Origin of the sequence: Sphingomonas faeni, assembly GCF_023195535.1 — a bacterium.
GTDB lineage: Bacteria > Pseudomonadota > Alphaproteobacteria > Sphingomonadales > Sphingomonadaceae > Sphingomonas > Sphingomonas faeni_B.
In genome coordinates, this window is sequence record NZ_JALPNF010000001.1 from 256648 (window position 1) to 270813 (window position 14166).

At 63.8% G+C, this 14166-nt stretch carries 9 protein-coding genes and 1 tRNA gene; 4 read left to right on the top strand and 6 right to left on the bottom strand.

All coding sequences use genetic code 11. The annotated features are described in order from the left end of the window. Window positions 1-303: 303 nt before the first annotated feature. From SPHN_RS00990 to mqo, 4 genes are all read left to right on the top strand, one after another. Window positions 304-3126 (top strand): TonB-dependent receptor, encoded by a 2823-nt coding sequence (locus SPHN_RS00990; RefSeq protein ID WP_248520621.1) that lies wholly within the window; start codon window positions 304-306, stop codon window positions 3124-3126. A 156-nt stretch (window positions 3127-3282) separates the two neighbouring features. Then, window positions 3283-6210, top strand: coding sequence for a beta-galactosidase GalA (gene galA / locus SPHN_RS00995; protein WP_248520622.1), 2928 nt, complete (start codon window positions 3283-3285; stop codon window positions 6208-6210). A 121-nt stretch (window positions 6211-6331) separates the two neighbouring features. Next, window positions 6332-7966, top strand: a complete 1635-nt coding sequence (locus tag SPHN_RS01000; RefSeq protein WP_248521440.1) for a DUF5597 domain-containing protein — start codon at window positions 6332-6334, stop codon at window positions 7964-7966. A gap of 483 nt (window positions 7967-8449) precedes the next feature. Next, complete coding sequence (gene mqo, locus SPHN_RS01005) at window positions 8450-10189, top strand: malate dehydrogenase (quinone) (protein ID WP_248520623.1); 1740 nt, start codon at window positions 8450-8452, stop codon at window positions 10187-10189. Window positions 10190-10342: 153 nt separating this feature from the next. Here the strand turns inward: mqo and SPHN_RS01010 are convergent, their stop codons facing one another. The 6 genes from SPHN_RS01010 to SPHN_RS01035 form a co-directional block, all read right to left on the bottom strand. After that, window positions 10343-11221 (bottom strand): hypothetical protein, encoded by an 879-nt coding sequence (locus SPHN_RS01010; RefSeq protein ID WP_248520624.1) that lies wholly within the window; start codon window positions 11219-11221, stop codon window positions 10343-10345. A gap of 36 nt (window positions 11222-11257) precedes the next feature. Further along, on the bottom strand, window positions 11258-11539 hold the full coding sequence (locus SPHN_RS01015; protein WP_248520625.1) for a hypothetical protein: 282 nt from the start codon (window positions 11537-11539) through the stop codon (window positions 11258-11260). After that, complete coding sequence (locus SPHN_RS01020) at window positions 11536-13014, bottom strand: PAS domain S-box protein (RefSeq protein WP_248520626.1); 1479 nt, start codon at window positions 13012-13014, stop codon at window positions 11536-11538. The genes SPHN_RS01015 and SPHN_RS01020 overlap by 4 nt, the downstream gene beginning before the upstream one ends. A gap of 52 nt (window positions 13015-13066) precedes the next feature. Continuing rightward, a complete protein-coding gene (locus SPHN_RS01025; RefSeq protein ID WP_248520627.1) occupies window positions 13067-13432 on the bottom strand; it encodes a CsbD family protein in 366 nt (121 codons plus the stop codon). A gap of 265 nt (window positions 13433-13697) precedes the next feature. Then, window positions 13698-13865, bottom strand: coding sequence for a hypothetical protein (locus tag SPHN_RS01030; protein WP_248520628.1), 168 nt, complete (start codon window positions 13863-13865; stop codon window positions 13698-13700). Window positions 13866-14033: 168 nt separating this feature from the next. Then, window positions 14034-14110: transfer RNA gene (locus SPHN_RS01035), tRNA-Arg, on the bottom strand. Window positions 14111-14166 lie beyond the last annotated feature (56 nt).

Below are 14166 nucleotides of genomic sequence, written 5' to 3' on the forward strand. Positions count from 1 at the left end.
CTACAATTACAGTTTGATACGCTACCTTGCGGGAAGCCTACACCAGCATCGCACGTCGAATTAGGACCGATCTGGTCAGATATTGCCGTGATTTGGTGAACCCACCCCGAGTATCGTCATTCCATGTGCGACATTTTTGCCATCATACCGGATGAATTGTCCGCGTAAATCGAATTAACATATAAATAATCTAAATCATTCGCTAGGCGCCGCTGACGATACGGTGGCGGCGTGGCCGCGCACGATATCCAAGAGTGAACCGCAGGCGGTCCGTGAGGATCAGACCCGCTGGAGGAGAGTGTGATGAAGCGTTCCAAGATTCGCGTTGGCAGCATCAAGGGTCTGAGCACGACCGTGTCGCTGCTAGCGCTCGTGATAGTCGGTTCGGTAGCGCAGGCGCAGGTCGCGGCACCGCAGGACGGCGCGCCCGCGCCGGTTGCAGATGCTCAGCAGACCAGTGGTACTGCCGCCCCGAGTGCCGATCAGGGCCAAGCTGTCGATACCGCGACCGCGACGCCAGCCGTCGACGCACCGGCAGCGGGCGACGATATCGTCGTCACCGGCGTCCGCGCGAGCCTTCAGTCCGCCCAGAACATCAAGCGCAACTCGGCGCAGATCGTCGACTCGATCGTCGCCGAGGACATCGGCAAATTGCCCGACCGCAACATCGCCGAAGCCCTGCAGCGCATCTCGGGCATCCAGATCCAGCGCAACTTCGGCGAAGGCAGCTCGGTCGCGATCCGTGGCCTGACGCAGGTCCGCACCGAACTGAACGGTCGCGACATCTTCACCGCGAGCGGATCGAGCAACGCGCTGAGCCTCGAGGACGTACCGTCCGAGTTGCTCGCCGGGATCGACGTCTACAAGAACCCGTCGGCGGACCTGATCGAGGACCAGCTGAGCGGCACGATCAACTTCCGCACGCGCAAGCCGTTCGATTTCGACGGCTTCAAGATCTCGGGTTCGGCGACCAACACCTATTACGACCTGATCAAGAAGAGCCAGCCGGCCGCTTCGCTACTGCTCAGCGATCGCTGGAACACCGGCATCGGCGAGATCGGCATCCTCGCCAGCGCGTCGTATCAGAAGACGAATTTCCGGCAGGACACGATCTCGACCGAGCCGTTCTACACGCTCGACGAGAGCAATCCCGGTGACGCCGCCACCGCTGCGCTGCTCGGGCGTACCGGCCAGACAACGACGCTGCCGCACGGCACCGGCATCGGCGAAGTGTTCGGCGACCGTCGTCGCCTCGGCATCGACGTGTCGCTCCAGTGGCGCCCGACCGACACGCTGGAGTTCACCGGCGAGGTGTTCCGCAACGATTACAAGCTTCGGTCCTATGGCTACAGCTACTTCGCGTACACCAGCGGGGCTTCGATCACGCCGCTGGCCGGCGCACCGTTCACCTATGCACCGAACGGCGACTTCCAGAGCGGCACGTTCACCGACGTTCCGATCGGCAACAACACCTCGCTCGGTTCGCGCCATTCGGTCACGACCGATTATTCGCTCAACGGCAAGTGGAAGCCGACCGCCAACCTGACGATCACCGGCGATCTCCAATATGTCGATTCCAAGACCGACAACCTGAACTCGATCGTCGGGTTGAGCGGTGTCGCCACCACGTTGACGCAGGACATCTCGGGCGAGATCCCGTCGTTCCAGATCACGTCCGCCGACGGGCTCGCGAACCCCGCGACCTACAGCAAGGGCTTTTACCTGGATAACCTCAACAACTCGAAGGGCACCGACAAGGTCGGTCGCCTGGACGGCGAGTATCGCTTCGACGGGGGCATCTTGAGTTCGATCAAGGCCGGCTTCCGGTTCGCGGATCGTCGTAACCGGACCAGCGATACCGGCTATCGTTATACCGGGCTGACCGGCGCTCCGACCAATCTCCGTTATGTCGACCTCAGCGGCTTCTTCCGCGGCCAGGCCGATCTGTTCGGGGATATCCAGGCCTTCTCGCTGCCGACGGTTCTGAACTATGACGATACGCGGGAGTCGCTCGGTATCACGACGACGCCGAGCTACGTGCCGAGCGGCACCAACACGCAGGCGCAGAAGACCTATACCGGCTATGCCGCGGCGTTCTTCAAGGCGGACGACCTGCCGGTGCCGATCGACGGCAACCTTGGCGTGCGCGTGGTCCAGAGCAAGGTCGCGGTATCGGGGTTCTACCAACAGGTCGACCTGATCACCGCCCCCGACGGCACACAGTCGACCGCGGCGCCGACCTTCACCGAGGTGAACGAGGCGACCAAGTACACGTCGGTCCTGCCGAGCCTCAACGTGCGCGGGCGCCTGACCGACCGGCTCCAGCTGCGTTTTGCCGCGTCGAAGAACATCTCGCGTCCGAACTTCAACCAGCTCAACCCGAGCCTGACGATCACCGAGCCTGGCACCGCGCAAATCGACCAGCAGCACGTCACGTCGACCGGCAATCCCTATCTGAAGCCGATGAAGTCGACCAATTTCGACGCTTCGCTCGAATGGTATTTCGCCAAGAGCGGATCGCTGACGGTCGCGGGATTCTACAAGGATATCTCGAACTACATCCAGACGGTCATCACGCCGCGTGACGTAACCTTTACCGACGGCGTCACCGCGACCTACGACGTCACCACCTACAGCAACGCCGCCAAGGCCAAGGTGAAGGGTGCCGAAGTCGCGTATCAGCAGTTCTTCGACTTCCTGCCGGGACCGCTTGCCGGCCTGGGCGTGCAGGCGAACTTCACCTATGTCGACTCCGAGGCGCCGAGCCCGGCCAGCGACGGTCCGGTGACGCAATTGTCGCTCGAAGGCCTGTCGAAGTATAACTACAATTTGATCGGGATTTACGAGCGCGGGATTCTCTCGGCGCGGGTTGCGTATAACTGGCGGAGCAAGTTCCTGGTGACCACGTCGGCGAACGGTACGGGCAATCTGCCGCAGTTCCAGAAGCCGTCGGGCCAGCTGGATGCGTCGATCACCGCCAACATAACGCCGCACCTCTCGCTGACGCTGAACGGCACGAACCTCACCAACACGGTGCGATCGACCTTCTACGGCATCACCACCCGGCCGCGCGATTCGATCATGAGCGATCGCCAGATCAGCGGCGTGGCGCGCATCACCTTCTGATCCGGCAACGCTGGACGTCAGGGCTGGGATCGGTCTTTGGATCGGGCTCAGCCTCTGACGGGCAGGGCATGATAGACACGGTTATGACAGGGCCGCTGGCTTCGGATACGCAAGCGTAAGCATGGCCGCTATATGCGCGCTTCGGAGGGGGAAACGATGAAGCAGGACCAGCCGACGACCCGGATCAGCCGCCGCCTTTTTCTTGCGAATGGTGCGGCGCTTGGCGCGGCGGTAGGACCGGCGCAGGTCGCGCGCGCCGCGGTAACGCGGTCCGAGGAAGCAGCGGCGGGGGCGCTGCCGATGCCCGCGACGCGCGACGCCCTGCCGCTGCGGGCGGCGGTCGAGGATCCCGGCCGGTTGTTGCTCGACGGCGGCTGGCGGTTTCATCTCGACGACATACCGATGCCCGAGATCCGCGGGCATGGCTGGTCCTACAACAGCGCGAAGGCCGGACAGGCACAGGGTGCCGCGGCCTTATATTATGACGATTCGGACTGGCCCGAGGTCGCCTTGCCGCACGACTGGGCCATGGCGATGCCCGTCGCCGAAAGCGCCAACGTGTCGCAGGGTTATCGCCGCCGCGGTTTCGGCTGGTACCGGCGCACGTTGCGGCTCGATCCGCAGGATCGCGGGCGCTATCTCGAAATCCAGTTCGGCGGGATCGCGACGAACGCGACGATCTGGTTCAACGGATCGGTCGTCGCGCACAATTGGAGCGGCTACAATTCGGTGTACGTCGATATCACCGACCTTGCACGCTACGGCGACGACCTGAACACGATCGTCGTGCGCGTCGATGCGCAGACGATGGAAGGCTGGTGGTACGAGGGCGCAGGGCTGTACCGCCATGTCTGGCTGGTGAAGCGCGATGCCACCTATATCGCCACCGATGGTATCCACGCCGATCCGCGCCGCGGACCCGACGGCGCATGGTCCGTCCCGGTGACCGCGACGCTCGGCAATATCGGCAAGGATGCGGCCGTCGTCTCGATCGAGGCGATGCTGATCGATCCCGACGGGCGCGTGATCGCGACGCAAACCGCGGGCGGGACGGTGTCGTCGCTTGAGCCGGCTGACGTTGCGCTTACTCTCCCGGTCGCGACTCCCAGGCTTTGGTCGGTCGAGACGCCGACGCTCTACACGCTGCAGACCAGGCTGATCCGCGCGGGAAAGACGGTCGACGAGCGGACGCTTCGGATCGGCTTCCGGACGCTGCGGTTCGATGCCGCGACCGGGTTTTACCTCAACGACCGCTCGCTCAGGATCAAGGGGACGTGCAACCACCAAGATCATGCGGGCGTCGGCGTCGCAGTGCCCGATGCGCTGTGGGAATGGCGGCTCCGGCGTCTGAAGGACCTAGGCTGCAACGCGATCCGGTTTTCGCACAATGCGATCGCGACCGAGGTCCTCGACGCGTGCGATCGCCTCGGCTTCCTGGTGATGAGCGAAAACCGCAACTTCAACACCAGCCCCGATTATATCGCGCAGCTGCAATGGCTGGTGCGGCGCGATCGCAACCGGCCCAGCGTCATCATGTGGTCGGTCTTCAACGAAGAGCCGATGCAGGGCACGTCCGCCGGCTATGAGATGGTTCGGCGCATGTCGCGGACCGTCAAGGCGCTCGACGACAGTCGCCCGGTGACCGCGGCGATGAACAGCGGGATGTTCGCCCCCGTCAACGTCAGCCAGGCGGTCGATTTGGTCGGCTTCAACTACCAGCGCGACCAGTATGACCGGTTCCATGCCGCCAATCCGACGCTGCCGATGATCAGTTCGGAGGACACGTCGAGCTTCATGACGCGCGGCGCATGGACGACCGACCGTGGCGCGCACGTCATGGCATCCTATGACGAGGAACCGGCCGACTGGGGCAGTACGCACCGCGCCGGCTGGAAATCGATCGCCGAGCGCCCGTTCGTCGGCGGGACGTTCGTGTGGACCGGGTTCGACTATCACGGCGAACCGACACCGTTCGAATGGCCGTCGGTGAGCAGCTATTTCGGGATCATGGACCTGTGCGGGTTCCCCAAGATGGCTTTTTATCTCCACCGCGCGCAGTGGATCGACGACGTACCGCTGCTCGACCTGATGCCGCACTGGAACTGGTCGGGCCGCGAGGGCCAGCCGGTCAAGGTGATGGCGCTGACCAATGTCGATACGGTGCGGCTGCTGCTGAACGGCACGGTGATCGGCGAGCAGGCGGTCGATCGCTTCACCATGCCGCAGTGGCAGGTTTCCTATGCGCCGGGGCGGCTGGAGGCGATCGGCTATCGCGGTGGGCGCGAGGTCGTGCGCAGCGTGGTCGAGACGACCGGCGCGCCGGTCGCGCTTCGGATCACGCCCGATCGCAGCGTCATGGCTGCCGACGGCGAGGACGTTCAGCCGTTTACGATCGATGCGGTCGATGCGCGCGGACGCCATGTGCCGACCGCCAATCTTCCCGTCGCATTCGCCGTGACCGGGGGGACGATCATCGGCCTCGGCAACGGCGATCCGATCAGCCACGAAGCCGAACAGGGCGACAGGCGCGCGCTGTTCAACGGGCTGGCACAGGTCATCGTTCGTGCCGAGCAAGGCGCGCGCACGCTGTCGCTCAAGGCGACGTCGGCCAACCTGCGCGGCGCGACGACGATGGTCCGCCTGCTCGCAACCGCACCCCGGCCGAGCGTGCCGACTACCGCGGCGACGCTCCTGGTGCAGGACTGGCGACAATCCCCCGCGTCCGCGACCCGGCCGTCGCCCGACATCGTGCTGGCGGACAACGACATGAACAGCTGGTTGTTCGTGCGCGCTGGCGAAATCCAGGCGGCCCAGGGTCGAGGGACCTGGAGCGTGTTGCGTGCCAAGGTCACGCCGCGTCGGCCGGTGCGGGAGCGCGGCGGGAAACTGGTCTTGCAGAGAGTCGTCGGTCGTGGCGAGGTCTGGATCGACGGCAAACGCGTCGGGACGAAAGCGAGGTTCGCGCCCGCGACGCTGATCGTGCCGATGCCCCCCGGCGAAGGCGAACGGATCGTCTCCGTGTTGCTGGAAAGCGACGGCGCGCAAGCGCAGGGGTTGGGCGGCATCGTATTCGTCGAGGAATGACGTGTTCCTCGCGCATGCACCACACCGCTAGCCGGTGCGGAACGCAAGTATTTCCGTACCGATCGGCAGTGTATTCCCGGTCGGTCCCGCATCGTCAGAAAAGGATTCAGTCATGGTTCGTATGAATAAGATGGTCGCGGGCTTGGCTCTGTCCGCTTCGTTGATCGCCGGAGTCGCTTCGGCACAGACGACGACCGAGGTTCCGCGGATCGTCACCAAGGACGGCCGCCATGCGCTGATGGTCGATGGTGCGCCGTTCCTGATGCTCGGCGCGCAGGTCAACAACAGCAGCAACTATGCGTCCGCGCTGCCGCAGATCTGGCCGATGCTCGACCGGATGCATGCGAACACCGTCGAGATCCCGATCGCATGGCAACAGGTCGAGCCGGTCGAGGGCAAGTTCGACCTGTCGTTTTTGCAGACACTGCTCGATCAGGCGCGCGCGCACGACAAACGCGTCGTGCTGTTGTGGTTCGGGACGTGGAAGAACACGTCGCCCGGCTACACGCCCGACTGGTTCAAGGCGGACAACCGCCGTTTTCCGCGGATGAAGCTGAAGGACGGCACCGACCATTATGTCCATTCGCCGATGTTCCGCGCAACGCTGGAGGCGGACAAGCGCGCGTTCGTCGAGGTGATGAAGTACCTCAAGGCGCATGACCCTCAGAACACGGTGATCATGGTGCAGCCGGAGAACGAGGTCGGCAGCTATCGTTCGCCGCGCGATTACGGCGCGCAGGCCAATGCGGTGTTTGCCAAGCCGGTGCCCGCCGAACTGGCGAAGGCGCTGAAGAAGCCGGCCGGAAGCTGGACGCAGATGTTCGGCGCGCAGGCCGACCGCGCGTTCAACACCTGGCATACCGCGCGTTTCGTCGATGAGATCGCCGCGGCGGGGAAGGCGATCAAGCCGTTGCCGATGTACGTCAACGCGTCGCTCGCCGGACCGTCGAACGTGCCCGATCCGACCGGCGTGGCGAGCGGTGGGCCGCAGCAGGACGTGCTGGATATCTGGAAGGCGGCGGCGCCTGCGATCGATTTCCAGGCGCCTGATATCTACGACCGCGATGCCGGGCACGTCGCGCTATATCTCGATGCCTATGCCCGGCCGGACAACGCGCTGATGGTGCCCGAGATCGGCAATGCGAAGGAGTTCGCGCGGTTCTTCTACGCAGCGCTCGGCCGCGGCGCGATCGGCTATGCGCCCTTCGGGATGGATGACACCGGCTATTTCAATTACCCGCTGGGGGCGAAGGCGCTCGATGACGAGACCGTCGATGCGATCGGGCTGAAATACGCCGCGCTGTCGACGATGGCGCGCGACTGGGCGAAGATCGCGTTCGAACATCAGACCTGGGGTGTTGCCAAGCCCGACGAAAGCGCGGGGCAGTCCGTGGCCCAGTCGGTCACGATGGGCGACTGGACGATCGGCACCAGCTATGGCGAGTGGCAGTTCGGGCAGAAGGACTGGACGTGGATCAAGTCCGAGCCCCCGGTCTGGGCGAAGGAGCCGGTCGGCGGTGTCGCGGTCGCGCATCTGTCGCCGAACGAATTCCTGGTGGTCGGCGATCACGTCCGGCTGAACTTCGGGACGGCAAAGGGTGGCCCCGCGAACGGTTCGGTATTCCGCGTCGAGGAAGGCCGCGTGGTCGATGGGCGCTGGGTGATAAGCCGCATTTGGAACGGCGATCAGACCGATTACGGGATCAACCTGCTCACCCCGGTCATTCTGAAGGTGACGATGGGCCGTTACAAGTAACGACAGTAAGCACGTCCGGCATTCGGGCAGGGCGGACGCTGAACCCTAACGGTTTCAGGATACTGCCCATGGTGTGGGCAGTATCTTGACTCAGACGACTGCGCGCGTGAGATCCGACAAAGCAAGGTTTGCCGGCGAACGCAGGCAAGGCCGGTATGGCGCCCCTCATTCGAGTGCCGGTGGGGTCGAGACGAGGATGCGCCCCTGTGGGAGGCGCGATGTCGAGGCCGACAACCTTGCGTGAAGCGGCCAAGACTGCCATATCCGGCTCGGATAGTCGCCGCTTACCATAGACATGGCGACACCCATAAATTCCGACGACAGATTAGGCGAGGACTTGGAGCAGTAGCTGTGCTCGGTCGTCGGCCTCGTGCTGTCGTGCCGCCTCGCATGCGCTCCTTACGACAACCAGGTGATGGACGATCGCCTTTTCGCCGCTTGAGGGGGGAGGTGCGCGAGCCCAGGCCGCAACGAAAAGGTAGCATGGTGCCGCGCGACATCAATGACGATACGACATTTTTCGAGACCATCCCGATCCCCAAGCCGACCAGTGCCTCGGGCGGCGTGACACGGCGTAACCTGCTCGGATCCGCGATCGGCGCCGGTGTGGTCGGCACGGCGGCGATGATGCCGTTGCACGCCGATGCCGCGGCAACCGAGCGCAATGTCGACGTACTGCTGGTCGGCGGCGGCATTATGAGCGCGACGCTCGCGGTACTGCTGCGCCAGCTCGAGCCAAGCTGGACGATCGAACTGGTCGAGCGGCTGGACAAGGTCGCCGAGGAAAGCTCGAATGGCTGGAACAACGCCGGTACGGGCCATTCCGCGCTGTGTGAACTCAACTACACGCCGGTCAACAGCGCCGATGGTCTGGTCGAGATCAAGAAGGCGATCGAGATCAACGAGCAGTTCCAGGTCACGCGCCAGTTCATGAGCCATCAGGTCAAGGCGGGGATGTTGGCCAACCCGCGGTCGTTCATCAATTCGACCCCACACATGAATCTCGTCTGGGGCGATGCGAACGTTGAGTTCCTCCGCAAGCGGCACGCCGCGTTGCAGGCCAGCCCGCTGTTCTCGGGCATGGAGTTTTCGACCGACCCCAAGCAGATCGCGCAGTGGGTGCCGCTGATGATGCAGGGCCGCGACCCGACCATGAAGCTCGCCGCGACCCGCTCGCCGCTCGGGACCGACTGCAACTGGGGTGAAGTCACCCGCCAATATATCGCCACGATGGCCAAGCAACCCGGCTTCACGCTGACGACCGGACATGAAGTCCGGTCGTTGGAGCGCAGCCAGGACAAGCGCTGGCGGGTGACCGCACGCGACATGAAGAGCGACGAGAAGCGGATCATCAATGCGCGGTTCGTGTTTGCCGGTGCCGGCGGCGGCGCCCTGCCGATCCTGCAGAAGTCCGGGATTCCCGAAGCCGACGACTATGCCGGCTTCCCCGTCGGCGGCTCGTTCCTCGTCACCGACAAGCCCGCAGTCGCGACGCGCCATATGGCAAAGGTGTACGGCAAGGCTGCGGTCGGATCGCCGCCGATGTCGGTGCCGCATCTCGACACCCGCTATCTCGATGGCAAGCAGGCGCTGCTATTTGGGCCGTTCGCGACGTTCTCGACCAAATTCCTGAAGGAAGGCTCGTATTTCGACCTGCCGGCGTCGGTGACGCTCGACAATTTCCGGCCGATGATCGCGGTCGGCTGGGACGATTTCGACCTAGTGGAATACCTTGCCGGGCAGCTCATCATGTCGGATGCCGATCGGATGACCGCGCTGCGCGAATATTTTCCCGGTGCCAAGAATGGCGATTGGCGACTGTGGCAGGCGGGTCAGCGCGTGCAGATCATCAAGCGTGATCCCGAGAAGGGCGGCGTGCTCAAGCTCGGCACCGAGATCGTCGCGTCGAAGGACGGCTCGATCGCCGCATTACTGGGCGCGTCGCCGGGGGCATCGACGGCACCGTCGATCATGCTCGATCTTTTGAAGAAGGTGTTTGCGAACCATCTGGCGACGCCAGCGTGGCAGGCGAAGATCCGGGAGATCGTGCCGAGCTATGGCACCCTGCTCAACGATAACCCGGACGCGATCGCGCGGACCTGGGCATCGACGGCGGAGACGTTGCAACTGACCGTACCTTCGCCTGCGGTACAGGTCGCCACCCAGCCGAAGCCCGCGGCAACGCGCGTCAAGGTGGATCGCAGCCCGGATCTTGCGCTGTAAGCTGGGCGACGACCCATCGAGACGCCTCCGCATCCTCGATAGACGTCAGATGGCGGATAGAAAAAGGGCGCCGCCGATCGATTCGGCAGCGCCCTTATTCATGTCGGTCGTGGCTAGCGGGTAGCGGCTAGCCGCTACCCGATTTTGTCCCGCTCAAATGCGGCGGCGCGTTGCTGCCGTTGCACCGAACGCTGCGGCTGCGGCGCCGATGAGCAGTGCGATCACGAGCGTGAACGACGTACCGGCGGCGGCACCTGCGGCCTTGTCAGTCGCGGTCTTGGCCGTCGCGACAGCCTTGTTCTTCGTCTGGACGAACTGTGCCTTGGCGCGCGTCACCTGGGCCTGGGCCTCCGGACGGCTGATCTTGCGCTGGGCGGCGACGATGTCGACGATGCGGCTTTCAGCCTGAGCGCCTTCCTGTCCACCAGCAGCAAGCGCCGGCAGTTCCTGGGCGATTTCCTTCTGAGCCTGCTCGGGAGTCATCTGGGCAGGGTCCGAGGGAGCGGTCGCAAGATACTGGGCGGCCTCTTCGCGAACGTCAGTGACGTCGACCCCGGCCACATCGGCAACCTTGGGGGCTGCTGCGCCGATACCCGTACCAGCGGCGGATGCGACCGACCCGACGGTGCGGAACGCGCCACCGATGATGCCGCCCACTGCCGACGTGAGCAGATATAAAGTGAGGATAAGTGTAACGCCCCAGACGACAAGACCGTGGACGAGACCGTCGAAGCGGTCACGTACGCCGGCAACGCGGGCGGCCGCATAGCCACCGGCACCAAGTGCGATTACTGTGGTAATCAGCCAGTAGATACCGGCGCCGATGCCGAATCCGGCTGCGCCTGGCGTGGTGCCCTCTACCGGGTCGACCAAGCTGAGGCCGATACCCGTGCCGAGGATGCCAAGCACGAGCTGGACGGCGATCGCGATAACGACGCCGGCAAAGATCGCACCCCACGAGACGCGGGTGACGGTCTTCGCATAACGCGCGTCGTCGGCCGGCACATAGCCGGGGGTAACGTTGGTGGTCATAGTCGCTCCTGTTGATACGGTAATTGGTCGACAGCGTCAGTCTTCGCCGTCCTTGTGCCCGCCGTCCTTGGTCACTGAGCTTGGCTTTGCAGGTGCTGCAGACCTGGACTTCGGGGAAACCTGCGTGCGTGGGGCGGTCGACTTGGACCCCGACTTGGCGCTCTCCCCGGCCCCGGCGGCATCGATTTCGCGGGCGCCGGCCTCGCTTTCGCTCGCGCCCTGCTGGGCAACCAGCACGTCGCCGATCAGTTTGCCGATCGCTTCCTGCACGGAACCCTTCGCCTCGCGGGCGCGGCCCTTATCGGATTTCTGGTTCATGCGGCGATCTCTCTGGCAGTCTGGTCGGTGGAGATGACGACCGAGTCACCATCGAAACCGCGTGCCCGCGCCCAGGCCGCTGCAGCGTTCCGACGGTTGACGCCGATCTTGGAATAGATCCGCGCGACGTGGTTGCGCACGGTATTGGACGAGACGTCGAGTGTCCGCGCGATCGACTTGTCGTCGAGGCCACGGCAGATCAGTGCCAACACCTCACGCTCACGGTGAGTAAGCTCGGCAAGGCCGACCCCGGTCGGCTCCGACTGGGGGGTCCGGATGCGCGCCAGCTTTTCCATGATCGACCTGCTGAGCCAGCTGGTATCCTGCATCACCGCCTCGATCGCATTGACCAGTTCGCGCTCCGATGCCTTGCGCGTCGTGATGTCGCGCATCGCCCACAAGACGCAGGCCTCGTTTTCGAGCGTGATCGGTTCGGTCGAAACGATGCAGTCGAGCACCGAGCCGTCCTTCAGCCTGATGCGGACTTCGCGATCGCGGATCGGTCGTTCGGCTTCGATCTCGGCTTCGAGGTCGTGACGCACCGCTGCCGTTTCCCACAACTCGATCTCGCCGAGCGGCCGGTTCGTGATTTCCGATGCCGCATAGCCGGTCAGCGCGGTAAACGCTTCGTTAACGTCGCACAGTCGGTGGCCGTCAAGCGTACCGATCGCCAACGCCACCGGTGCCAGCGAAAAGGTCCGCATGAAGCGCTCTTCGCTGTGGCGCAGTTCCGTCTCTGCCTTGCGGCGCGGTTCGAGATCCGCGAACGTGAACAGCATGCATGGCTGATCGCCCATGTCGATCGGCTGACCGGCGACGATGACCAGCTTGGTCGTGCCATCGGGGAGCGCGAGTTCAGCCTCCATCTGCGGTATCGTTCGACCTTCGGCCAGACGTTCCTTCGCCAGCTTGCGCTTTTCGGCCCGGTCGAGCACGTCGATATCGTACAGCGTCCGCGCCAAGACCCCATCGCGGTCATGGCCGGTCATGTCGACGAAGCCCTGGTTCACCTTGACGAAGCGCAGGTCGCACAAGCGACAGATCACGGCCGGGGCTGGATTGGCGTTGAAGGATTGCTCGAACCGGTCTTCGGCTTCGAACCGCGCCGATACGTCCTGAATGATCATCACCAGGCATTCCGGCTCGTCCTTGTCGTCGGTCAGGACAAGGCTGCGGACCTGATGCACCCAACGTGGATCGGCTTCGCCTGCGACCGCCACTTCGACGACGACTTCGGAGAACGCCTCGCCGGACACGACACGCTCGATCGGATAATCTGCGGAATCGAGCCGGTGGTTATTGCGATATCGCAGCTGGAAACGGTCGCGATACTCGTCGACCGTTTCCCCGAGCTCGGCCATCGACTCGACTCCGTGCATCCCCAGTGCGGCCGTATTGGCCCACAGGATGCTCTGATCCGGGTCGATCAGAATGACGCCTTCATCGAGCCCGGCGATGATCTGACGCAGATGCATCAGATCAGCCGAGTCACGAAGCGACTTCAGGACAGTCCGCGTAGCCAAGGGTTTAGTCGCGCGAACCGTGGACGAGCCAGGCCAGACCGTAGCCGATTGCTGCGGCGCCGGCTGCCCAAAGCAAGGGCGCGTCCTTAGCAGAATCCTGCGCGGCCAACGCGCCGCGACGTGCGGCTTCGGTTGCCCGATCGGCCGCGTGGCGTGCATCGTGGCTCAGCTTGTCGGCAAGCTCCGGGGCACCGTCGATCAGATCGTCGACTGCCGACTTGGCACGGCCGTAGAGGTTCTGGGCGCCGCCCGCGACCTGGTCGACAACGCCGTCGACCTGCCAATCGCGGCTGCCGACGACATCGCCGATGCCCTTCTCGACCTTGCCACCGACATAGCGTGCGCCGCCCTGAAATTCGTCCTTGTTCACGATCTTTTACCTTCGCTTGAGTTCTTATCGTCCGGAACCGACCCGCTCGGCGGTGACATGACAAACGCCGACAGGCGCGACGCACTTGCTGCGGCAACGACGGTCGTAAGAGTATCGGCGCTGGCACAAATCATCGTCGGGGTTCCGCGAGAACCGTCCGTTTCAATACGTCCGGTCTGGACGCATAAACCCAGCCCTGCCGACTATGTTCCTGGTATTTCTGACGAACTTCCTAGGTTAAATGTACCAGATCAGGCCGTCTAGCTCAGGCCAGCGCCCGCGTCTGATACATCTTGGCAAATCGCAGATGAAGCTTCTGCGTGCTGGAGTCGACTGCCAGCTGCGCACGGGTTTCGTGCCACTGCGCGCGGATAAGGAAGTAGCTCTTGTCCTCGTTCGAAGACTCGATCCAGCGGGTTTCATCTTGCGTCACGCATCGCACTCTCATTGACTATCGCTCTTTATACGGCGTGCGACGAGCGGCGAGTGATCCGAAAAGACTAGTTGATTCAGTAGAATACTCAGCGGCGGTGGGAAAGTTTGATACCTCGGGGTACCAAAGGTATCGGTGTCCAACGTGGCCTTGATGCGACAGCGGGGTTGGCGCGCCCGGAGGGGTTCGAACCCCCGACCGAGGAGGTAGAAGCTCCTTGCTCTATCCAGCTGAGCTACGGGCGCGCGCTGCGGCGACGACTAGCGCGGATTGTGCGGGCTTGGAACCTCGATCATAACCC

Bases quoted from the DNA above. Each gene is read 5' to 3' on its own strand.
- SPHN_RS00990 (WP_248520621.1), top strand. From the start codon at position 304: ATGAAGCGTTCCAAGATTCGCGTTGGCAGCATCAAGGGTCTGAGCACG.
- galA (WP_248520622.1), top strand. From the start codon at position 3,283: ATGAAGCAGGACCAGCCGACGACCCGGATCAGCCGCCGCCTTTTTCTT.
- SPHN_RS01000 (WP_248521440.1), top strand. From the start codon at position 6,332: ATGAATAAGATGGTCGCGGGCTTGGCTCTGTCCGCTTCGTTGATCGCC.
- mqo (WP_248520623.1), top strand. From the start codon at position 8,450: ATGGTGCCGCGCGACATCAATGACGATACGACATTTTTCGAGACCATC.
- SPHN_RS01010 (WP_248520624.1), bottom strand. From the start codon at position 11,221: ATGACCACCAACGTTACCCCCGGCTATGTGCCGGCCGACGACGCGCGT.
- SPHN_RS01015 (WP_248520625.1), bottom strand. From the start codon at position 11,539: ATGAACCAGAAATCCGATAAGGGCCGCGCCCGCGAGGCGAAGGGTTCC.
- SPHN_RS01020 (WP_248520626.1), bottom strand. From the start codon at position 13,014: ATGCATCTGCGTCAGATCATCGCCGGGCTCGATGAAGGCGTCATTCTG.